The sequence below is a fragment of the Streptomyces sp. NPDC017676 genome (assembly GCF_044329325.1).
Classification (GTDB): domain Bacteria; phylum Actinomycetota; class Actinomycetes; order Streptomycetales; family Streptomycetaceae; genus Streptomyces.
The window spans coordinates 119,376-139,642 of record NZ_JBIRJA010000002.1 but is presented as its reverse complement, the minus strand read 5'-3'; the positions used below and the strand labels follow the sequence as shown (position 1 = coordinate 139,642).

Annotated in this window: 13 protein-coding genes and 1 pseudogene; 4 read left to right on the top strand and 10 right to left on the bottom strand. The window is 67.6% G+C overall.

The features are described 5' to 3' along the window. Positions 1–113: 113 nt before the first annotated feature. Positions 114–1,301, bottom strand: a complete 1,188-nt coding sequence (locus ACH4LD_RS04990) for a serine hydrolase domain-containing protein (protein ID WP_398054491.1) — start codon at positions 1,299–1,301, stop codon at positions 114–116. 202 nt (positions 1,302–1,503) lie between these two features. Here ACH4LD_RS04990 and ACH4LD_RS04985 point away from each other — a divergent pair, with 202 nt between their 5' ends. Further along, complete coding sequence (locus ACH4LD_RS04985) at positions 1,504–2,856, top strand: MFS transporter (RefSeq protein WP_398054492.1); 1,353 nt, start codon at positions 1,504–1,506, stop codon at positions 2,854–2,856. A 17-nt stretch (positions 2,857–2,873) separates the two neighbouring features. Here the strand turns inward: ACH4LD_RS04985 and ACH4LD_RS04980 are convergent, their stop codons facing one another. After that, the gene (locus tag ACH4LD_RS04980; protein WP_398054493.1) at positions 2,874–3,470 is read right to left on the bottom strand and encodes a TetR/AcrR family transcriptional regulator; all 597 of its coding nucleotides are present in this window, start codon (positions 3,468–3,470) and stop codon (positions 2,874–2,876) included. Positions 3,471–3,718: 248 nt separating this feature from the next. Here ACH4LD_RS04980 and ACH4LD_RS04975 point away from each other — a divergent pair, with 248 nt between their 5' ends. Both ACH4LD_RS04975 and ACH4LD_RS04970 read left to right on the top strand, forming a co-directional pair. Beyond that, positions 3,719–5,275 (top strand): AMP-binding protein, encoded by a 1,557-nt coding sequence (locus tag ACH4LD_RS04975; RefSeq protein WP_398054494.1) that lies wholly within the window; start codon positions 3,719–3,721, stop codon positions 5,273–5,275. A 22-nt stretch (positions 5,276–5,297) separates the two neighbouring features. Further along, positions 5,298–6,494: an acyl-CoA dehydrogenase family protein gene (locus ACH4LD_RS04970; RefSeq protein WP_398054495.1), complete on the top strand. Its 1,197-nt coding sequence runs from the start codon at positions 5,298–5,300 to the stop codon at positions 6,492–6,494. Between the two features lie 407 nt (positions 6,495–6,901). Here ACH4LD_RS04970 and ACH4LD_RS04965 read toward each other — a convergent pair whose 3' ends face one another. The 3 genes from ACH4LD_RS04965 to ACH4LD_RS04955 form a co-directional block, all read right to left on the bottom strand. After that, complete coding sequence (locus tag ACH4LD_RS04965; protein ID WP_398054496.1) at positions 6,902–7,495, bottom strand: hypothetical protein; 594 nt, start codon at positions 7,493–7,495, stop codon at positions 6,902–6,904. Positions 7,496–7,629: 134 nt separating this feature from the next. Next, the gene (locus ACH4LD_RS04960; protein ID WP_398054497.1) at positions 7,630–9,978 is read right to left on the bottom strand and encodes a hypothetical protein; all 2,349 of its coding nucleotides are present in this window, start codon (positions 9,976–9,978) and stop codon (positions 7,630–7,632) included. 20 nt (positions 9,979–9,998) lie between these two features. Beyond that, on the bottom strand, positions 9,999–10,427 hold the full coding sequence (locus ACH4LD_RS04955) for a hypothetical protein (RefSeq protein WP_398054498.1): 429 nt from the start codon (positions 10,425–10,427) through the stop codon (positions 9,999–10,001). Positions 10,428–10,598: 171 nt separating this feature from the next. Here ACH4LD_RS04955 and ACH4LD_RS04950 point away from each other — a divergent pair. Next, positions 10,599–10,811, top strand: a pseudogene (locus ACH4LD_RS04950) (hypothetical protein); the annotation flags it as partial. 76 nt (positions 10,812–10,887) lie between these two features. Here ACH4LD_RS04950 and ACH4LD_RS04945 read toward each other — a convergent pair. The 5 genes from ACH4LD_RS04945 to ACH4LD_RS04925 form a co-directional block, all read right to left on the bottom strand. Then, positions 10,888–11,451, bottom strand: a complete 564-nt coding sequence (locus tag ACH4LD_RS04945; RefSeq protein ID WP_398054499.1) for an SUKH-3 domain-containing protein — start codon at positions 11,449–11,451, stop codon at positions 10,888–10,890. Between the two features lie 183 nt (positions 11,452–11,634). Further along, complete coding sequence (locus tag ACH4LD_RS04940) at positions 11,635–12,054, bottom strand: hypothetical protein (protein WP_398054500.1); 420 nt, start codon at positions 12,052–12,054, stop codon at positions 11,635–11,637. Positions 12,055–12,092: 38 nt separating this feature from the next. Continuing rightward, positions 12,093–12,362 (bottom strand): SUKH-3 domain-containing protein, encoded by a 270-nt coding sequence (locus tag ACH4LD_RS04935; protein WP_398054501.1) that lies wholly within the window; start codon positions 12,360–12,362, stop codon positions 12,093–12,095. Between the two features lie 66 nt (positions 12,363–12,428). Then, on the bottom strand, positions 12,429–13,151 hold the full coding sequence (locus tag ACH4LD_RS04930) for a hypothetical protein (RefSeq protein WP_398054502.1): 723 nt from the start codon (positions 13,149–13,151) through the stop codon (positions 12,429–12,431). Then, positions 13,145–19,933, bottom strand: coding sequence for an RHS repeat-associated core domain-containing protein (locus ACH4LD_RS04925; protein WP_398054503.1), 6,789 nt, complete (start codon positions 19,931–19,933; stop codon positions 13,145–13,147). Before ACH4LD_RS04925 ends, ACH4LD_RS04930 begins: the two co-directional genes overlap by 7 nt. Between the last annotated feature and the right edge of the window lie 334 nt (positions 19,934–20,267).

Here is a 20,267-nt window from a genome sequence, read left to right as displayed (position 1 = left end):
AACGCACTCGGAGAGTCTCTGGGAGTCTTCTGAGAGATCCGCCGCCGCGAAGAGGCCGGGCGGCTGGATCCGGGCCGAGGTCGCCGCCGCCGCGGCCCGATTTCACAGAAAGCTCACCGGGTCGCCGCGAGGTGGACGCCGATCCCCAGGAACGCCTGGACGAGCGGGGCGACCGGCACGTCCGGCGAGATCACCTGGGAGCCGAAGTGGACGGCGACGAGGTCGAGGCCGGGCGAGACGAACAGCCGCTGGCCATGGATGCCGCTGGCCATGTACGAGCCATAGGGGTCGTTCGGAATCCACCACAGGTCGTGGTACGAGAGCGTGGCCGGCGAGTCGGGGGGCGCGGCGGGGAACCGCACGCGGCGGGGGTAGCCGTCGGGCACACCGCTGGTGATCGTCGTGGCCACCTCCTCGGGCAGGACCTGCCGGTCGCCGACCGCCCCGCCGCGGCGCAGCATCTCGCCGACGCGGGCGACGTCGCGCGCGGTGGCGCTGAAGCCGCCGGAAGCCGCCTCGACTCCGTCGCCGTCGAGGACGTAGTAGGCGTCCTCCTCGGCGCCGATCTTCGACCAGATCATCTCGCTGAGCAGCGCGGAGGTGCTCAGACCCGTGACCCTCCGCAGGACCTCGGCCAGCGCCTCGACGTTGCCGTTCTCGTAGCGGAACCCGGTGCCCGGCCGGCCGGTGGCTCGGGCGGTCAGGAGGTGCTCACGGATGGTGGTCGGGCCGCTGTAGCCGTAGGGCCGCAGCTGCGGTGCGAGGACGGCGTGGTACCGCTGGGCCTCGATCGCCTTGTCGAAGGGCCGGCCCGCGTAACTGACCTGGGTGCCCATGTGCAGCAGGTCCTCGACCGAGGCGTCACCGAAGGCGGTTCCGGCGAGTTCGGGGACGTAGGCGGAGGTCCGGGCCGACCGGTCCAGGAGGCCCTGGTGCGCCAGTGTCGCCGCCATCAGTCCGATGGAGGACTTGGCCGCCGAGGCGTTGAAGTGCGGGGTGTGCGCCTGGGCGCCGTGCCGGTACGTCTCGTGGACGACGCTGCCCCGGTGCAGCACCAGGAAGGCGTCCGTCTGCGCGGCGGCGAACAGGTCCGGCAGCGTCATCGCGGCCCCGCCGATGTCGAGGGCGAACCCGTCGAGGGCGTCGGGCTCCCCCGGGAGGGCTCGGGCGGGTTCCGGCCCGCGCCACACCCGGCGGCTGGGGGAGAGTTCGCGGCCCGATGACGTGAAGCGGCGGATCCACGCGGGGTCGGTGTAGCCGCGGGTCCACGCAAGGTCACCGAGGCGGGTCGTGTCGTTCACGGGCAACTCCGTCACTGCAAGGGTATTGAACATCGACGCCGTTAACGTACAACCTGTTCAGCACGGGACGACAGCCCCTCGCCGACGGAAGCCCTGGGGCAGCAGTCACGCGTCCGTCATGCCCCCGCGAGCGCCGGCCCGGCCGGCCTCGGCCGCCGCGCCGTTCACCGCACGCTTCCCCTCCGAGCCGCAGGAGTGCCCCATGGTCGAACCGTCCTCGCCCGCGCCGCCCCGTGCGGGTGCCGAGGCCCCCTCCCGTCCGGCATTCGACCGCCGGCGGGCCTGGCTGATCACGGCGTTGATCGTGACGTTCATGCTCATCAACTACGCCGACAAGTCCGTCCTGGGACTCGCGGCCGTCCCGATCATGGACGAGCTGGGCATCAGCAACAGCACCTACGGGCTGGTCTCCAGCTCGTTCGCGCTGCTGTTCAGCCTCTCCGGGCTGATCGTCGGCTTCGCCTCGGCACGCGTGTCCAGCCGGGTCCTGCTGTTCACGATGGCCGCTCTGTGGGCGGTCGCCCAACTGCCGGTGCTGTTCGTGGCCTCCGTGCCCGCACTCGTGGCGGGGCGGGTGCTGCTGGGGGCGGCGGAGGGACCCGCGGCCTCGATGTCGATGCACGCCCTGTACAAGTGGTTCCCGGCGGACCGCCGGGGCCTGCCCTCGGCGCTCCAGATCAGCGGTGCCGCGCTGGGCACGCTGATCGCGGCGCCGGTGGTGACATGGCTGATCACCGGCTTCGGATGGCGCTCCGCCTTCGCGGTGCTCGCCGTGACCAGCCTGGTGTGGAGCCTGGTGTGGTGGCGGGTGGGACATGACGGCCCGTACGCAGAGGGGCGCGCGCGGAGCTCACGGCCGGCCGACGGCACCGCTCGGGCAGCGCTTCGCACCGAGCGGCTGCCGTACCGGCGTCTGCTGTTGAACGGCACGGTGTGCGGAAGCATCGCCGCGGCCTTCGGCGGCTCCTGGGCCCTCGCCCTGAGCCACGCCTGGCTGCCCGTCTACCTGCGCACGCAGCTCGGCATGGCACCGAGCACCGCGGCCACGCTCATCAGCGCCATCTCCGCCCTCAGCCTCGTCCTGCTGCTCGCGACGCCGCCCGTCCTCGACCGGCTGCACCGGCGCGGCCTCTCGCGACGGTGGTCGAGCGGCGCCCCGCAGGGCATCGCGGTGGTCGTCGCGGCGCTGGCCATGGCCGCCCTCCCGATCACCACCGGCTGGGCCCGCATCGCCCTGCTCGCCGTCGCCTTCGGCGGCCACGCCATCGTGTTCCCCCTGCACTACATGACGGCATCCGCGGTCGTGCCCGCCTCCCGGCGAGGTGCGGTCTTCGGTATCGTCGCCGCGACGGGCACCCTGCCCGGGCTGATCGCCCCGTACCTGACCGGGCGCCTCCTGGACTCCGCCGCCTCGCCCGGCACCGGGTACGACCACGCCTTCCTGCTGTCCGCCGTCGTCATGCTGGCCTGCGGCCTGACGGCCCTGGTCGCCATCCGGCCGGAGCTCGACGCGCGACGGCTGGGCGCGACCGAGGGAACCGGCCCCACGCCCTGAGGGCCCTGACCGGACGCTCAGGCCGGCGCCTCGAAGCCGCTGGCCCAGTACCGTCCGCGCAGTGCCAGGTCGAGCAGCATGCGCACGACCTCCTCGGCCGGCAGGGACGGGGTTTCCTGCTCGACCCACCAGCGCAGTACGGCGACCTGCTCGCCCACCCACACCCGGGCGAGCAGATCGGGGTCGATGCGCGGCCGGACCGCGTTGCGCTCCGCGCGGGCACGGAACTCCTCCGCGGTGGCCCTCGCGCAGGCGTCCGTGAACATCTGCAGAGGTCTGCCGTCACCCTCGCCGCGCAGCACGATCCGGTACAGGTCGCGTTCCTCACGCGCGTGCCGGAGCATCTCCAGGACCGGCTTGCCCGTGAAGCCGATCGCGCTGTCCGCGACGGCGGGGGCGAGCCGCTCGCCGAGCTCGTCCAGGAGGTCGGCCGTCACCCGGGCGAACAGGTCCTCCTTGTCACGGAAGTGGGCGTAGAAGGTCGCGCGGGCCACGTCCGCCCGCTCTGTGATGTCCTCCACGGTCAGCGCGGTGAAGCCGCGTTCCAGGACCAGCGCGACCAGAGCCGCCCCCAGGGCACGGCGTGACCGTCTCGTCCGTCTGTCCTCGGCCATCGGGCCCCCTCCTCGGTCGTGCGGCGCGGGTGTGCTCAGTCTAGGAGGCTCTTGACACCTCCCACGTTACTGAACAAGCTGTATGTAATTGATTGGCCAGTATGGTTACGCCTCGGTGAGCCCGCCACCACGGCCGGTCCAGCGGGTTCCTCACCACGGCCGGACCACCGGGCCCCTCATCACGGCAGGACCGCGGCTCGCCCTCCGTTCCAGCCCTCACCCCTTCCGCTCGGGAGACAGGTCTCTTCATGAACCTCGGCACCTACCTTTCGCGCAGCGCTCGCTACTGGCCCCAGGCCCCGGCCCTCGTGTGCGGGGACCGTTCCTGGAGCTTCGGCGAACTCGACCGCGCGACCAATCGGCTTGCCTCCGCCCTGACCGCCCGGGGTCTCGGCCCCGGCGACGCGGTGGCCTCCCTCGCCTGGAACCGGGGCGAGCTGGTGGAGGTCGAATTCGCCCTGTACAAGGCAGGGCTGACGCGGGCACCGATCAACGCACGCCTCGGAAGCGGCGAGATCGAGCACATCCTGCGGTACGCCCCCGTACGGACCCTGGTCTTCGACGCGGCCCACCGGGAGGACGCCCTGGCCGCGATCGCCGCCGCGGGCACCGACTGCCTGCCCGTCCCGCTGGACGGCGCCCAGCCGGGCGAGGTGTCCTACGGCGACCTGCTGGCCGAGGGCGACGAGACGCCGTTCCACGTCGAGGTCCGCGAGGACGACCCCTGCGTCCTGAACTTCACCTCCGGCTCCACCGGCGCGCTCAAGGCCGCCGTGCAGACGGTCGGCAACCGCCTCGCCAACATGCGCAAACAGCTGATGGCCGACGAGTCCCGCCCCCGCCCCGGCACCCGCTACCTCGCCTGCGGCCCGATCACCCACGCCACCGGCATGGGCCTGCTGGCCGGGGTGTTCGGCGGCTCCACGACCTACGTCCTGCCGAGCTGGAGCCCTCAGAGCTTCCTGGAGACGGTCGAGAAGGAACGCATCACCGCCACCTTCCTCGTGCCGGCCATGGTGAACATGGTCCTCGCCCACCCACGTGCCGCACAGTACGACCTGTCCTCCCTGACGAGCGTGCGCATCGGCGGCGCACCCATCTCACCGCAGCGCCTGCGGGACGCGGTGGAGTTCTTCGGCCCGGTCGTCGCCCAGGGCTACGGGCTGGGCGAGACCACCAGCGTCGTCGCGGGCCTGAGCAGCGAGGAGATCGCCCGCGCGGTGAAGGAGGACCCGGAGCTGCTCCAGTCCTGCGGCCGGGCCTCCTACGACACCGAGATCCGCGTCGTCGACGAGGCGGGCCGGGAACTGGGCCCGCGCGAGGTCGGCGAGGTCATCGTGCGCGGCCCGGACTGCGTACGGAAGTACTGGCGGGAGCCGCAGCTGTCCGCGGAGACCTTCCGCGGCGGCTGGGTGCACACCGGGGACCTGGCGTGGATGCGGGAGGACGGCTACCTCTTCCTCGTCGACCGCAAGAAGGACATGATCATCTCCGGCGGGTTCAACATCTACTGCACCGAGGTCGAAGCCGCCCTCTACGAGCACCCCGCCGTACGGGAAGCCTGCGTCGTCGGCGTGCCCGACGAACAGTGGGGTGAGGCCGTCAAGGCCGTCGTCGTCACCCACGCCGGTACGACCGTCACGGCCGACGAGCTGATCACCTTCTGCGCGGACAGGCTGGACCGCTTCAAGAAGCCCCGGTCGGTCGACTTCGTGACCGAACTCCCCCACAACCGCAACGGCAAGCTCGACCGCAAGGCCGTACGCGAGCCGTTCTGGGCGGACACCGCCCGCCGCGTCAACTGAACCCTCGCCCCCGGAGCCCCAGATGACCTTCTCCTTGCGCCCCTCCTACGACGACCCCCGCACCGCCGGACTCGTCGACCGCCTGCGCGACTACCTCGACGGCGAACTCGCCGACTACGAACGCGAGCGCCGCATCACCCCCAGCAGCCGCCTCACCCGCGCCGACCTCGAACCGGTCTGGCGCCGCAGCCGCGAACTAGGCTTCTACGGCGTCCACTTGCCCGAGGAGTACGGCGGACAGAATCTCTCGTACACCCAACTGGCAGTCCTGAAGGAGGAGATCGGCGCCAGCGGGCGCGTTCTCTCGCACAGCGTGCTCGGGGACATGGGCGGCCCCCTGCGCGCAGGCGACATCCTCAAGCACGCCACCGGGTACCAGCTGGAGAAGTACCTGCTGCCGCTGATCCGCGGCGAACGCACCTGCTGCTTCTCCCTCACGGAGACCGACGCGGGCTCCGACGTGCGCTCCATGCGCACGGTCGCGGTCCCCGACGGCGACGGCTACCGCCTCACCGGGCACAAGGTGTTCTCTTCGGCGGGCCCGTTCGCCGACTTCGCGATCGTCGTCGCCCGTATGGCCGGCACCGGAGAACACGAGGGCGACAAGCCGCGGTTCTCCGCCTTCCTCGTGGACCTCGACAGCCCCGGCTGCCGCGTCGAGGACGGAGCGACGCCGATGTCCGGCGAGCACATCGAGAGCGACATCGTCCTCGACGACTGCTACGTCCCCGCCGCCAACCTCCTCGGCGAAGAAGGCAAGGGCATGCGCATCGCGCTCGGCCGGGTCACCACCAACCGCCTCCTGCACTGCCCCACCGTCCTCGGCGCCACCCGCCGCGCCATCGCACTGACCCTCGACCGCACCCGCACCCGCAAGGTCGCCGGCGGGCAGCCACTGCTGATGATGCAGGCCATCCAGCACAAGGTCGCCGACATGGCCACCGACTTCTACGCCGCCCGCTCCATGACCTACGCGGCGCTCACCGCGCTGGACGAGGGCCGGGAGGTCCACGCCGAGGCGTTCATGTGCAAGCTCTTCGTCGCCGAGTCCGCCTTCCGCATCCTCGACGAGGCCGTCCAGATCCACGGCAAGGAAGGACTCACCCAGGGCAACGAGATCGAGTACCTCTTCCGCAAGATCCGCATGTTCCGCATCCTCACCGGCACCTCCGAGATCCAGCGCAACGGCATCGCCAAACTCCTGGCCTTCCATCACTGACCGACCTGCCCCTCGGACGCGCTGAACCGCGACAAGCGCTCGATCACACTCCGGTGCTCCCTGCGTTGCCGCCGTGGTGGTGACCGTGGTGGCGGTGTGTTGTTGCCGGTTGTTGCCGGCGGCCCCCAGGAAGCCTGCACCACAGGGAGGACCGGCGGCCGGCGAGTGGGCCGGCCGAGAGCGCGCTCACTTCCGGCGGCAGGTGGAGCAGGGAGCCGGTGGCACAGCCGGACCGGGTCGGAGTCGTGGGCGAGCGCGAGGTCGACGCCCCTGGAGACGAGGCCTGTTCACCGCTCGTCCGTGGGCACACCGCATACGGCAGCGTGGGCTCACCGCATACGGCAGGCGGCCCTCCCCCGGACAGAACAGGGCCGCCAGATCATGCTCGTTTCCGCGTTCGTCAGCGGCTACGCGGGATTCAGCACGGGCTTCGCGGGGAGCCGGCCGTTCTTCTCGCAGCGTAGTTCCTTGGCCATGGCCAGCGAGAAGGAATGGGCCACGGTCGCGTAGGCGTCCTTCAACGCCTCGATGTCGCCCTCGGGTTCCTTCGGCATACCCCCGCGCTCCACGCCGATCACGATGTGGGCCACTCCTGACGAGCCGGCCAACTTGTCGCTTCTGCAAGCGAACTGGACGTTCGCGTTGTCCGCTGCCGCCAGGGCCCGCTCCCCCATCTTCAGCACGGTGAACTTCGCGGCGGGGGTGCCCGTCGGGGCGCCGTCGACCCTCCTCCAGGTGATTCTGAGCTCGAAATCCGGCGTGCCGATGGGCGTGTAAACACGGCAGACGTCCCCGCGATACCGCTCGGGATCCCAGAATGCCTCGACAAGGTCCGCCGCGGCCTGCGCGACGGTGTACCTCTTCGCCGACGCTTCGTACCGCGACGACCCCGTGATCACCTTCAGTGCCTTGGCCGCGTCAGCGGACACGGCATCGCCACCGCAGAGTTGTGTCCCCGCAACGACCTTGTAGTCCTTCGGAGTCTTCGGAGTCCCGTCCACGTCTCCGCCCCCTCCACAACCCGTGGCCCCGAGGAACAACGAGCCGGCCACGGCCGCGGAGAAAAGTCCCCCGCGTGCCGACCTACGATTCATCACTGTCCGCATCCTTACGTGTCCTCGGCCGTCCACCGGCCTCAGCCGGTCTCCGGGTCGTTGCCCTGCTGGTTCTCCCGGTCGTTGCCGACCCCGTAGCCGGTCAGCATCGATTCACGCAAGTCCTGACCGAAATCGCTGTTGGTGTCCACGCCGTTGTGCCGCAGGAAGTCCTCCATCGGGGCCTCGGCCATGCCCTCACCGGCGGAGTAGATCTTGGTCTTGTCCTCCCTGGTGAGCTCCTCCATCTTCTCCTTGTGCTCATCCACCGTGCTGTCGGAGACGTCGCCGACCATCTGGCCGATGACCTGTTCGACAGCGCCACTGGCGGTGTCGGTCGCCAGCGGGATGAGCACCGCGGCCGTGCCCACGGCCGCTGTCGCGGGCAGGAAGGCGACGCCCGCCGCGACACCCGCCACGGCCCCGAACTCCACCCAGCCCGCCCGCTTGGCGACCGCCTTCTCGTAGTCCTCGTGGGTCTTGAGGTTCGTCGCCTCCACCTGGTCGGCCCGGGACTGGTCGAGCATGCCCTGCACCTCGGCGCCCACGCGCACGGTCGCCCTGGCAGCACCTTCGCTGATCCTTCCGTCCGGGCCCACGGTCTCTTCCAGCGCGCTGCGGGTGTAGACCTGCTCCGCGGTCGAGACCGTCGCGTAGGCGTCCGGGTGCTGGCCCAGGGTGCTGAGGAACCCCCGGACGACGCTCCGCCCGTTCCCGTCCGCGGTGTCCGCGAAGTCGAGGTGCCCATCCGGATTCTTGCCCGGCGCGAACACGCTGTCCGGATCGTTCTTGTCCAGTGCCCAGTTGATGTCGTCGATGTAGCCGGCGCCCATGACGCCCAGGCTGTCGGCCATCGCCTGGTGGTGCTCCTTGAGCAGACCCGGGTCCGCACCGTATTTCTCCATGACCTTCTGCATGACCGCGGCGTTGTCCGCGTCACGCACCACGCCGTCGTCCGGGTGCCCGGCCGGGTAACCGAGGGTCGCAGCCTCCAGGGCGTGGCCGAGGGCGTCGGGCATCTGGTCGAGCGACGCCTTGAGCTCCTTCTCGTCGAGCGAGTTGACGTCGGGGAAGGATTCCCACTTCTCGTTGCTGAAGAAGTCGAGGTAGTTGTCGATCGCCGCGCCGTCCTTGTTCTTTCCGAGGTCGGCCGTGGCACCGCGGTTGACCGTGCCGTCCTCGTTGTACGCGGTCGGAGGGTCGGTGAAGAACTTCTTCGCCGCTTCGGGACTGTTGCCGAGCGCTTCCAGCATGGCGGTGGCCGGGTCGTAGCCGGCCCCGTTCACCCCGGAGGGGTTGAACGGGTTCTTGAACGGACTGTTCACCACCTTGTTGTCGGCGAACAGGTACGGGTCCTTCGCGTGCAGCTGCGCCACGTGTTCGGCGATCGGGTTGAGGAACTTCGCGTCGTAGTTCCCGTACCGCATGATCCCGCCGAGCAGCTGGTATCCGAACGGCCCGCCGTAGTCGTTCTTGGCCAGCGGAATGCGCTGCGTACCCAACTTGCGGAGCTCCGGACCCCACGTGTCGGTGAATTGCTTGTCATGGGAGGCGGTGGCCAGGTTGAGGCCGAGGTTCTTCTGGAGCTCCTGGACGTCCTTGAGACGCTCCGGGTCGACCTTGCCGTACTCGTACGTGTCTGTGGAGAGCTGACCGAAGAAAGCGAGCGACTTCTCGGGACCGAGCTTCTCGTAGAAGTCCTTGGAGAACTCCACCGATGAACTGTTGTCCTTCAGCAGCTCGTTGAGCTGCTGAAGTTCGACGTGGGTGATGTCCCTGCCCTTGGCCGCCAGAGCGGCGGCGCGGGCGGCCTCCTCCTGGTCCAGCTTCGTATACGTCGGAGCGCTGAAGTCCTTACGGTCGGTGACGTTGGCCTCAAGGGTGTTCTTGAGGGCGAGGTCGGTGTCGTTGCAGTTGTCGACGATGAGGTCGATCCTCTTCTGCCACGACTCGATGTTCCGCCTCTCCTGCTGCAGAAGTTCGCTGTAGTCGGGGTCGTGCCGCGCCGCGGGAATCCCGGACAACGGGTTCCGCGCCGTGACCCTGCCCTTGCCGTCCACGTGGATGCCGGCCGCGGGGCCCTCGTGGTCCCGGATGTTGACCAGGTCGTCCTTGGCCTTCTTGATGGCCGCGTGACCCTCTTCCAGGATCAGCTTCACACCCTTGGCCTCGGCCGCGGCATCCGCGAACTCCTTGGCCGTCTTCCCGATGAACGCTCTGGTGACCCCTGCGTTGACGCCCTCCCAGGCCGCCCTGTCCGCCTTCGCCTTCATCCCGTCGGCGGCGTCCGTGGCGAGCTTCTCCAGCTTTCCCGCCATCTCCGACCAGTCGTCTGCGGCGGCCTTCAGCTTCGCCACCGGGGCGTCGATGATGTCCTCGTACTTCAGCATGTCGCGCGCTCCCCCGAGCCCTATTTCATGTATTCCGTGAGCACGGATATCCGCTTCAGATCTCCCTCGACCTTCGCCTCGTCCTTGGCGTGCTGGGCCTTGCTGTAATCGAGGTGATTCGAAATCTGGGCGCAGGCGTCCAGCAGCGTCTTCAGGTGGGTCTGCCAGAAGTCGTGCACCTTCAGCACTGCCGAACCGCTCACGAAGTTCCCGTTGGTCAGCGCCGTAGCCGCGTCGAACGTGGAGGAACGGGCGATGTCGCCCTCCTTCGCCAGCCGACCGAGCAGGTCGTACGCGTCATTGCCGATGGCACCGAGGTCGTCCCGATTGACCACCAGGTCGTTCCCGCCGCCACCACCACCGCCGTCGGCCGGGATGCTGTCGATCTGCATGGCAGTCCGCTTGGCCGCAGCCGCGCGCAGTTCGGCCCATTCTTGCTCGAACGTCATGAATTCCCCCCAAGTCCATCCGGGCAGGCCACTTCACCGGACTCGCGCGGCCACCGACCTGATCACCTTTCTCTTGTATCATCAACCGCCCTCGGCCGGCCGGTAGTTGATTCCCCGAAGCCCGGACGCCATACCGAGCGGGAGGCGCGCTGACCGAGCAGGCGGCCCTGCGACCACCGCGCCGACGTGCCCCTGTCCCACACCGAACGCATCCTCACGGCCGACGACCGCCAGGAGGAGACCGACCGGCGGTTCTTCGCGATCGCCACCGACCTCACCGGCACTCCCACCGAACTCATCGACGAGGCGGGCGGCGTCACCCGGCGTTCACGGGCCACTCTGCGGGGCACCACCGCCTGGAGCCGCGACAGCAGCGCCTACACCCGGGACTGACTGCCCCGCCGGGACGATGGGGGCGATCTGCACGCGCAGCGCACGCACTGAGCCGACATGCCGTCAGCTACTGCCGTCGACCCGCCCAGAAGCCCGGCCTGACGATGCTCGACGTGGCAGAGATTCGCTGACTGTCATCGGATCTCGGCCAAGGATCCAGTCCCGGATCGGAATACAGGCAGACCAGCGGGCGATTCGCACAGACTGCCAACTCCAGTGAGTCTTCGAAGGTGGCCCCAAGCTCCCAAATCCAGCCCATACCGGCAGCAACCACCCTCCCCCCAGCCTCGATGAATACGCTCGAATAACTTAGCCATTCACCGATCGGAAAGTAGCTTCCATCGAGAACACTGCCCACCTCTTCCGCTAGATCATGCTGCCCTGATCCAGCGGCGAAGGGATCAAAATTGTAAGGCTCGCCATTACCGAAGTTCGGGCCGACTTGATTGATCGGATCGATGGAGAGCCCTCCCACCGATGCGAGTATTTCTTGAGCCAACGGGTGAGCCCGGTACCCTTCACCCTCCAGCGGCTTTACCCATTGGCCAACGTCAACTTTCCTATCAGCACTCCATCCGGACGCAACAAGCGCCCCAAGCAAATCCTTGCTGAGCGAGTCGAATCGAATCATGGAAATCAGTTGATCCCTGGGTCTTCTGACAGCCGATCACAACGGCCGGTCGTGGGGCAAGCCGGTTTGCCTCCTATAGAGCCAGTCCGCCACCACCACGAATGACTTCTTCATGCGCTGGCGGTCGTACACCACCGGAACACCTGTCGGCTGCGGCTGGACAGTGGCCACCTTTAGGAAGCTTCACAGCTTCACTTTCATCGACTCCACGAACACATTCGGGCGGCCGGCATACTGGTCTGCGATTCGACTTTCGATGTGCTCAGCGGACCAAACAGCACTGCGCTCCAGGCCTACGCACGCCTCCGGCGCTACCTTCGTTTCTAGTCCACCAGCATCGACAACGACACAGTCGGCAAGATTGAGGACGTTCTGCCGAAAAAACGCAGGCGCCGACGGAAGACTGCCCTTGAGGACACGACCAACAATCGGCCCCCATCGACCTGTCGAATAGGCCGAAGCATGAACAGCAACAATGAACAATGGACCTTTTTCGAAGCTGATCGGCTTGTCCGCAACTACAGCCGTGTCCTCATAGAAAGCCATGTAAGGACGCGTGGTCAGCATCACCCCGTACGCGCCCCGCCCATCGGGCAACGGCATGCTGAGGACGTCTCCGGGCGCGAATCCTATAGACATCCTCAGATCACGCTGCCCTGATCCAGCGGCGAAGGGATCAAAGTTCTAAGGCTCGCATTACCGAAGTTCGGGCCGACTTGATTGATCGGATCGATGGAGAGCCCTCCCACCGATGCGAGTGTTTCTTGAGCCAACGGGTGAGCCCGGTACCCTTCACCCTCCAGCGGCTTTACCCATTGACCAACGTCAACTTTCCTATCAGCGCTCCATCCGGCCGCAATAAGCGCCCCGAGCAAATGCTTGCCGAGCGAGTCGAATCGGCGTATGGACATCAGTTGATCTCTAGGTCTTCCATCAACTGCCCACAACGGTCGTCGGGGCGAGCCGATTCGCCATCATCATAGGGCCAGTCCACCACCACCACGAATGACTTCTTCCCATCCAACCTGAGCAAGTCCCCGCACTCTCCGCCGAAATTGTCGAGCAAGGTGCATCAACTGATTATTGTCAGCTATGACAACATAACCGCCCCAAGGATGGAGATCAAGAGGGACTATACATGCGCAACCCACGCCCGCACATCCCGCAAGATACTGCCATGTGGCTGACCGATGCAGCTCTTCTAGTCGGACGTCACCTTCAGCTTCTACTGCCAGTACTGCACGCCCTACCATTCCCATCGACAACGCGTACCAATTACGCGGCGATGTTCCGGACGGAAGGAGTGCAAGACACATTCCCTTCCCCTTCGCCCTTCGGGTAGACGCCATGAAGTTTTTAATTTCCGCCGATTCTGAATTTAGGGCGGACCACTCTGCACGGACCTTCAGGCCGCGCGGTGTCTCCATGACGCTTTCAGCAATGATCTCGCGCGTCATTCCTGGATATCTGTTCGCAAAGCCACTCGACCCATGCGAGGAGGAACCGGGTGCATACCACGTCCCCAGCGCAAACCACTCAAAGGTACGCCACGCAGCACTAAGTTCAGCAACCAGCATGGCTTCATTGTCTGGATGCGCTGGCAGCCACAGCGCACTTGGCCCGACATCCGGGGCAATACTGAAGCCCGCCAACAAAGTACTCAATTCAGCTGAACTGAGCACCTGAACATGGCTCACCATATGCGACTCCCATAGAAGTAGTGCTCACCATTCGGGCCATGATAATGCGGCAGTGCGTACGTATTGTTGTCTTCAAAATAGTGGCCGTTCGCATGGTGGTCGATCGTGACAAGCTCCCCCTCATCATTGACAGCATCAAGCTGCTCCCAGGGTTCACCATTCGGGCCGCGCAGATTCGGGTTGTTCTTGCCGTAAATCGTTCGAGTCTCCACAAGTGACTCATCGGAAACTCCGTGAGCCCGAAGCGCCGCAGAGCGCGCCTCTTCCTTAGTCGCAAAGCGCTGGTCTGCCTTTTTGGAAACGAGCTCTGTTGCATCTTGCGCGCCACCGGGACCGCAGTTGTGAACGAGTACCGGTGTCGCCCCTGCCAGCACATAGTACGTGTGCAGTGTGCCGACGGTGAGGTCGTAGGTGGTGTGGTGCTGATGGAAGTTGTGGACCTTGGTGACCAGCACGGTGGTGCCGTCGGGCTGGCGCAGTTCCGTGCCCGGCGTGAGGTCGTGGGCGTCGGTCCAGCGGTGGTGGGTGGTGTCCCAGAAGGGGTGGTGCCAGGTGGTGGTGAGGGTTTCGGTGTGGTGCTTGGTGTGGTGGGGCGGGCCGCGGGTGGGTGCCGTGTCGAGGGTGAGGGTGGTGAAGTCCTTGTCGGTCGTGGTGACGATGACCTGCTGGACCTTCTCGGGTGCCGTGACACCGGTCTGCGGGTCGGTGGCCAGGACGGTGTCGCCGGGTTTGATGTCGCTGATGGGTTTGGAGGTGCCGTCGGCGAGGCGTACCGCGGTGGCGGCGACGAAGCTGTGGACGGCGCAGGCCACGCCTTCCGCGGCGTCGGTGCCGGCGCTTTCCGCGACTCTGGCCTCTTCTATGGCGTGTTCGGCCTTGAGGGCGTCCTCGGCGAGTCGTGCGGCTTCTTCGGCGTCCTTGACGGCGGTGTAGGCGCGGTCGAGGGCGCGCCAGATCGCCAGGGCCTCGATGCCCACCTTGATGGCTTTGAAGACCTTGCCCCACGGGACCGCGGTGAGGGCTGTGTTGATGCAGCCCATGACGTCGCCCTTGGTGAAGCAGTTGTAGGCGTCTGTTACGCCGATGACGTCGGCGACCATGTTCAGCAGGCGGTGCTTGAGGCCGCCGGCCTGCTTCTTGGCCGCCGCGACGGTGGCGTCGGCGGTGGCTTTGGCGCGGGCGACCGCGCGGGACTCGGCCTGGGGGTCGTAGGTCTTCTTGCTGATGTTGCCGCCGCTGTAGCCGATGGAGTGGCCGTCGGAGCAGTGGCCGTGGTGGCAGACGGCGCTGTTGTGGCCGGCGCCGCCGGGGTCGACGGGGCCGGTGTCGACGTAGCGCTTGGGGTTGCTCTTGCTGGTGCCGGTGCCGCCGATGGGGTAGCCGATGCCGCACTGGTCGGCCATGCACAGACCCGAGGGGTCCGACTCGGTGACCGGGGAGTCGCCGGCGTAGTCGTAGGCGTTCCAGGTCTGTGGTGAGCCGGGGTCCAGCAGGGGGTCGGGGCTGAGGAATCGGCCGATGGTGGGGTCGTACTCGCGGGCGCCGAGGTTGGTCAGACCGGTGTTGTCGTCCTGGGTGCCGCCGACGTAACCGCGCTGTCCCGCTGTCCAGGTTCCGGACTGGTCACGTGACTCGCCGAAGGGCTTGTACTGGCGGCGGGTGACCGCCTGGCTCTGGGAGTCGACGGCCAGGGTGCTGGTGCCCTGCCGGTCGGGGATCAGGTAGGTGACGTGGCCGTCGGAGGAGTGGGTTGCGACCGTCTGCCCGGCGAGGGAGATGTAGCGGATGCCGTCACAGCTGGTGGCGTTCTTCTTGAGGGTGATCTCCTCGTCGCCGGTGTAGAGGGTGGTGGCGTCGGGGCTACGGCGGATCAGGAGGCTGCCGTCGGCGTCGTACAGGTATGTCGTGTCGCCCGCGCTGCCGGTGGAGGACAGCCCGGACAGCCGGCCCTCGTCGTTGTAGGTGAAGGTGTCGGTGCCCGAGCGGGTGGTGCGGGTGTGGACGTTGCCGTCCTCGTCGTAGGTGTAGGCGTTGGTGGTGTCGGACGCCGAGTCGCCCGGTATCACCTTGTTCACCTGGGACACGGCGTGGGCAGGACCCTTGCCCGCGGCGAACGGGGTGTAGCTCGACGTCGCGTCGTGGCTGGTGTCGCCGGTGGTGTCGTGGTCGACCTGGGTGGCCCGGGCGCCGGTGGCATCGTAGGTCCAGGACTGCCAGTACGGTGACGGGCCGCCCACCATGGCGGAGGCCGCGGGGGCGGGAGAGGCCGCGCAGGCGTCGGTGGCTGTCCAGGCGGACTGCAGGCGCTGCGCCCAGTCGTAGGTGAAGCACTGGGTGTCGGTCTGGCCGGTCTCCAGCTTGTCCGTGATCCTGGTGACGTTCCCGGACGGCTGGTACGCGAAGGAGGTCTGGTCGGCGATCGCGGCGCCCGACTGGGTCACGGTGGTGGAGCCGGTGAGCCGGTGGGTCTGGTCGTCGTAGGTGAGCGTCTGCTGGGCGAAGTTGCCCGTGGTGCCGTAGGTGAACTGGTAGGGCTCGTCGAACTCGGTGTAGGTGAGCTTGTTGACGTACTCCCAGCCGTTGACCCCGCCGACGGCGACCGGGCGGCCGAAGGCGTCGTAGGTGTAGGCGACCGTCTCCTGCGGGAGGTTGACGGTGGTCGGATCCTGGTCGGTGTAGCTGGAGAGAGTGCCTGTCAGGTTGTAGTGGTTCTGGTGGATGTAGTTCCCGGCCAGGGCACCCTCGGTGGAGGGGACGACGAGTTCGGTGGCCTGGACCCAGCCGTGGCTGTCGTAGCCGAGGATCTTGTCCGTGTAGGCGGCGCCGCCGGTGCCGCCTACGTAGCGGGTGGAGGAGGTCGGCTCGCCCTTCTTGAGCGTGTCGTAGGTCCACGACGCAAGTTCGTTGGCCGTCGACGGCTGGGCGCCGCCGGTGATGTCGTACTCGGCCTTCTTGCGACCCATCTCGTCGTAGGTGTACGCGATGGTCTTGCCGCGGTTGTCGGTGGTGCTGAGCAGCTGGCCGGCGTTGTCGTAGGCGGAGGACGAGGTGCCGGTGTCGGGGTCCGTCTGGGAGGTGCGGCGGCCGAGCAGGTCGTAGCCGCTGCTCCAGGTGTGTCCCTGGTGGTCGTCCTGGCCTGTCTGGTGGCCTGCCGCGTCGTAGGTGTAGCTGACGGTGTCCGCCGCACCGGTGGGAGTGCTGCCGTGGTAGCGGAGCAGCTTGACGAGCTGACCGCGTGCGTCGGTGTAGGTGGTGGTGGGCGTGGCGCCTTCCGGCGGGGTGACGTCGACGCGGTCGGAGCCGGGGTAGGCGGTGGTGGTGCGCCAGGTCTCGGAGGCGAAGTGGTAGGCGATCGACGCGGTCACGCGTCCCGCGCCGTCGTAGACGGTGCCGGTCTGTGAGGGGGTCTGGTTGTCGGGTGCGTCGACCAGCGTCGCGGAAGGGGCGCCGGAGTTGTAGTAGGCGTCGGAGGTGCTGACCGGCCATCCGTGGCTGTCGTAGACGGTGTCGGTGATGGTGCGGCCGCCGTCGACGGTCGCGGTCTGGGTCTCCCTCGGCCGCAGCATCGAGTCGTAGATGGCGATGGAGGTGCGATAGGTGTTGTCGTCGTCGAGGGTCTGGGTGGTGACCGAGGACGTGGTGTCGGGGGTGAGGTTGTAGCTGTACTTGGTGTTGGGGTTGTTGGAGGTGGAGAAGCCCGGTTTCCAGACGGCGGTGAGACGGCCCAGCGGGTCGTAGGCGCTGGTGGTGGACAAGCCGGCCGCGTCGGTGGTCTTCAGGTCGAGACCGCGGGCCGGGTCCAGGGTGGTCGTGGTGGTGAAGCCGGTGGTCTGTCCGGTGACCTTGGGCTTGGTGACCGTGACGGAGGTCGGGGCCGCTCCGGTGGTCGGGCTGTAGGCGGTGGTCGTGGTGCGGTTGTCGCCGTCGGTCTCGGTCAGCTCGCGGCCGTAGGCGTCGTAGGTGTTCTTCAGGGCGGTGATGTAGTGGACGGTGCCGTCGGCCGCCACCGAATCGGCCTTCTGCACCATCGTCACGTCGCCCTTGGTGGGGACCGCCGTGTTGTCGGTGGCGTTGTCGAAGAAGGTCAGGTCGTCACTGACCAGGTCCTGCGGGTAGGCCGGGGTGGCCGAGCAGCCGACCGAGACCTCCTGGACCCGGCGCGGCATGGGCAGCGTGGCGCCGGCGGAGTCCTTGGCGTACCAGGTGCGGGTGCAGGTCTCGTCGCCCGGTGTGTCGGCGTCGCCCTTGTCCTCCACGGCGGTCGGCAGGCCGGTGGAGTTGTCCAGGGTGTAGTCGATCTCCGTGGTCTGCTTGGTCCCGTCCGCCTTGGTGGTGATCGTGCGGACCCGCTGGGTGTTGGCGCGGCGGGCGATCAGCGGGTCGAGGCCAATCTTGGTACGCGACTGGGTCGCCGTCGGGGCCGAGCTCCAGGGGTCGGTGACGCCGTCCGACAGCAGTGCTCCGCCGTCGCCGTTGTACGCCTGCGCTTCGAAGGTCTGGCCGGCGAGCCAGTCGGAGTCCTTCTGCGTGTCGTCGCCCGTGCTGTCCGTGAGGGTGACGCTGCGGGTGCCGGTGGAGGTCTTGTCGCCGTCCATGCCGCGGAAGAAGGTCTCGCGGGAGAGGGTGATCTTCTCCGGTGCGGTGCCGGTGCGGGTCTCGACCGTGCCGTAGCCGCGCCACTGGTTCCAGGTGCGGTACTTGGCCTGGGTGAGCGGGTCGTCGTTGTAGTGCCAGGCCGGGTCGCCGACGTAGCTGTAGGAGGTCTGGACGGGAAGGCCGTGGCCCTTGGGGTCCTGAACGGTGACGGTGTTGACGACGAACTTGTTGAACCAGTCCAGCTGGGGCATGGTCTGCCCCGGCGGCGTCCAGTACTGCGGATAGCAGCGGTAGGTGTTGCCGTCCTCGCTGGAGGGCAGCACCTGGGTGCCCGCGCGGTGGCACTGGGGTGCGCTGTAGTTGACCGTGATGACCTCACCGGACTCGGTGGTGATGGTGGTCATCCGGTAGCGGGTGATGGGCTGGTAGCCGTCCAGGCCGTCGACCCGGTTCGCGAGCGCCTGCCCGGCGAACTGCACCGGGGGCAGGTCCAGACTGCCGCCGTCCTTGCCGGTGTGGACGATCTGGCTCAGCCACAGCGACGGTGTGGTGGTGTCCCCGGTCGCCGGGAAGGTGTGGGTCAGCGACCAGGCGTCCACGTCCTGGTAGGCGGTGCCGACCAGGACCTGGGTGCGGATGCCCGTCAGGCGCCGGGTGGTGTAGAAGGCCGGGCCGTGGTTGTCGCAGGTGCCGGAGGACGGGCAGACCTGGTCGACGGGGACGTCCGGCCAGTGCGAGGCGTTCGCGGTGGTCATCTTCGACGCGGCGCAGTCGAAGGAGGAGTCGGGCAGACAGCGCTCGGCGGTGTCGAAGAGGACCTGGGCCATGGCCGGTGCGGTGCTGTCGTAGACCTTGCCGTCCGACTGGCCGTACTGGATCTTCGACAGATAGCCGCCGCGGGTGTACGGCGTCGGGGTGGTGGAGTTGTCCCGGCCGTAGTAGTTGGTCTCGGGCGTGTACCAGTAGCTGATGGCGTTGCCGTGCCGGTCGACGGTGTAGTCGAGGTTCCAGCGGTATGCCTGCTGGCACCAGGAGTCGGCGAAGGTGGCCGCGTGGCAGGGCTCGCCGGTGTCGTTGCCGTAGACCGGTGTGGTGAACACCGAGTTGGTGGTGGCGTTCCCGGTGGCCCAGCCGGGCAGGCGGTTGCGGCCGAAGTAGTACTTGGTGCCGTCGGCGGTGGTGACGACGAAGTACTCGTTGTCGTTGTCGCCGTTGACCGTGTCGGTCTTGATCTCGATCTTCTCGCCGTTGTCGCTCTGCGGGTGCCAGGTGTCGGTGGCGTCGTCGTGGACGAGGGTGTTGGATGAGCCGTTCAGCGACAGCGTCAGTGTGTCGGCCGCGTCGGACCAGCACTGGTCGGAGGTCTTCGGTGTCTGGTTCGCGGCGTCGTCGGAGCAGGCGGGATAGCTGCGCTCGACGAAGCCGGGTTCGTAGTCCCAGCCGTCGCCGATCCAGGATGCCTGGGCGTTCGTGGAGGACGTCCGTCCGTCCACGCTCTGCGAGCTGTAGTCCAGGGACACGCTCGGGGCCAGGCTGCCGGGGACGTCGGGCAGCGCGACGGGATAGGAGTAGCTGAACGCACCGCTGGAACTGCCGGCCGACCACTGCCCCGAGGAAGCCAGGGACGTGGCGGCGTAGCTGCCGCCGCCGCCGGAGGTGCCGGCCACGGCGGCCAGCACCATCGGCAGGGGCTGCTGCGAGTGCTGTGCGGGCAGGGTGACGTCGGCGGAGACCGTCTCGGTCCGGACGTCGTTGGAGGAGCCGAGCGGGGTCTGTTTGCGGCAGTGGGCGGCGGAGGGGGTGGTCAGCGCGCATGCGGGCAGTTGTACGAGGTGGAGGCGGGAGGCCCAGTCGCCGCCGTAGGCGTCGCGGAAGTCCGTGTAATCGAGGCCGACGTGCGCTCGGCCGCCGGGCGTGGCACCGTCCGCCCGCAGGGTGAAGACGACGCCGTGTACGCCCAGTTTCCCGGCTGTGGCCCGGCCGGGCAGTGACACGTGCAACTTGGTGCCGGCGGGGGCGGGGTTGCGGCCGTTCGTCACGGGCGCCAGGGAGACCGGTAGGTGACCGGCCCGGACCGTGGCCGCGGGACGCTCGTGCGGGTTCTTCGCGGCAGGGGGCAGTGCCGTGTCGGCTTCGCCCGACGCCGGCCAGGTCTGCCTGGCAGCGCCCGCATTCCAAGACCTCATGCGCGGGTGCTTGACCGAGCGACCGCGGACAGCGATGACCGGAACGGACTTTTCCTTCTGAGCCTTGATGAGGTGATCAGCCCGTTTTGCCTCTGCCGCCAAAGCCGGATCGGCCACGGCGAAAGGCGCGATCAGCGCCAGCAATGCAATCAGAACAAGCCAGATCCGCGTAGAAGATCTCCGCCGGACCAGCTTTTCAAGCCATTGTCCGGATCTCGCCCACTCACCCACGAAAATTCCCCATCCCCTCGGCAAGACGCGGAGGGAATCTAATCAACCTCCGCCGGTAGGACGGTTTTCCCGGGATGAATTCTTGACCATGATACGTCACTAA

Excerpts from the sequence above, each read along its gene's own strand:
- ACH4LD_RS04975 (WP_398054494.1), top strand. The coding sequence starts at position 3,719 with ATGAACCTCGGCACCTACCTTTCGCGCAGCGCTCGCTACTGGCCCCAG.
- ACH4LD_RS04935 (WP_398054501.1), bottom strand. The coding sequence starts at position 12,362 with ATGTCCATACGCCGATTCGACTCGCTCGGCAAGCATTTGCTCGGGGCG.
- ACH4LD_RS04980 (WP_398054493.1), bottom strand. The coding sequence starts at position 3,470 with ATGGCCGAGGACAGACGGACGAGACGGTCACGCCGTGCCCTGGGGGCG.
- ACH4LD_RS04930 (WP_398054502.1), bottom strand. The coding sequence starts at position 13,151 with ATGGTGAGCCATGTTCAGGTGCTCAGTTCAGCTGAATTGAGTACTTTG.
- ACH4LD_RS04945 (WP_398054499.1), bottom strand. The coding sequence starts at position 11,451 with ATGATTCGATTCGACTCGCTCAGCAAGGATTTGCTTGGGGCGCTTGTT.
- ACH4LD_RS04960 (WP_398054497.1), bottom strand. The coding sequence starts at position 9,978 with ATGCTGAAGTACGAGGACATCATCGACGCCCCGGTGGCGAAGCTGAAG.
- ACH4LD_RS04985 (WP_398054492.1), top strand. The coding sequence starts at position 1,504 with ATGGTCGAACCGTCCTCGCCCGCGCCGCCCCGTGCGGGTGCCGAGGCC.
- ACH4LD_RS04940 (WP_398054500.1), bottom strand. The coding sequence starts at position 12,054 with ATGCCGTTGCCCGATGGGCGGGGCGCGTACGGGGTGATGCTGACCACG.
- ACH4LD_RS04955 (WP_398054498.1), bottom strand. The coding sequence starts at position 10,427 with ATGACGTTCGAGCAAGAATGGGCCGAACTGCGCGCGGCTGCGGCCAAG.
- ACH4LD_RS04970 (WP_398054495.1), top strand. The coding sequence starts at position 5,298 with ATGACCTTCTCCTTGCGCCCCTCCTACGACGACCCCCGCACCGCCGGA.
- ACH4LD_RS04925 (WP_398054503.1), bottom strand. The coding sequence starts at position 19,933 with ATGAGGTCTTGGAATGCGGGCGCTGCCAGGCAGACCTGGCCGGCGTCG.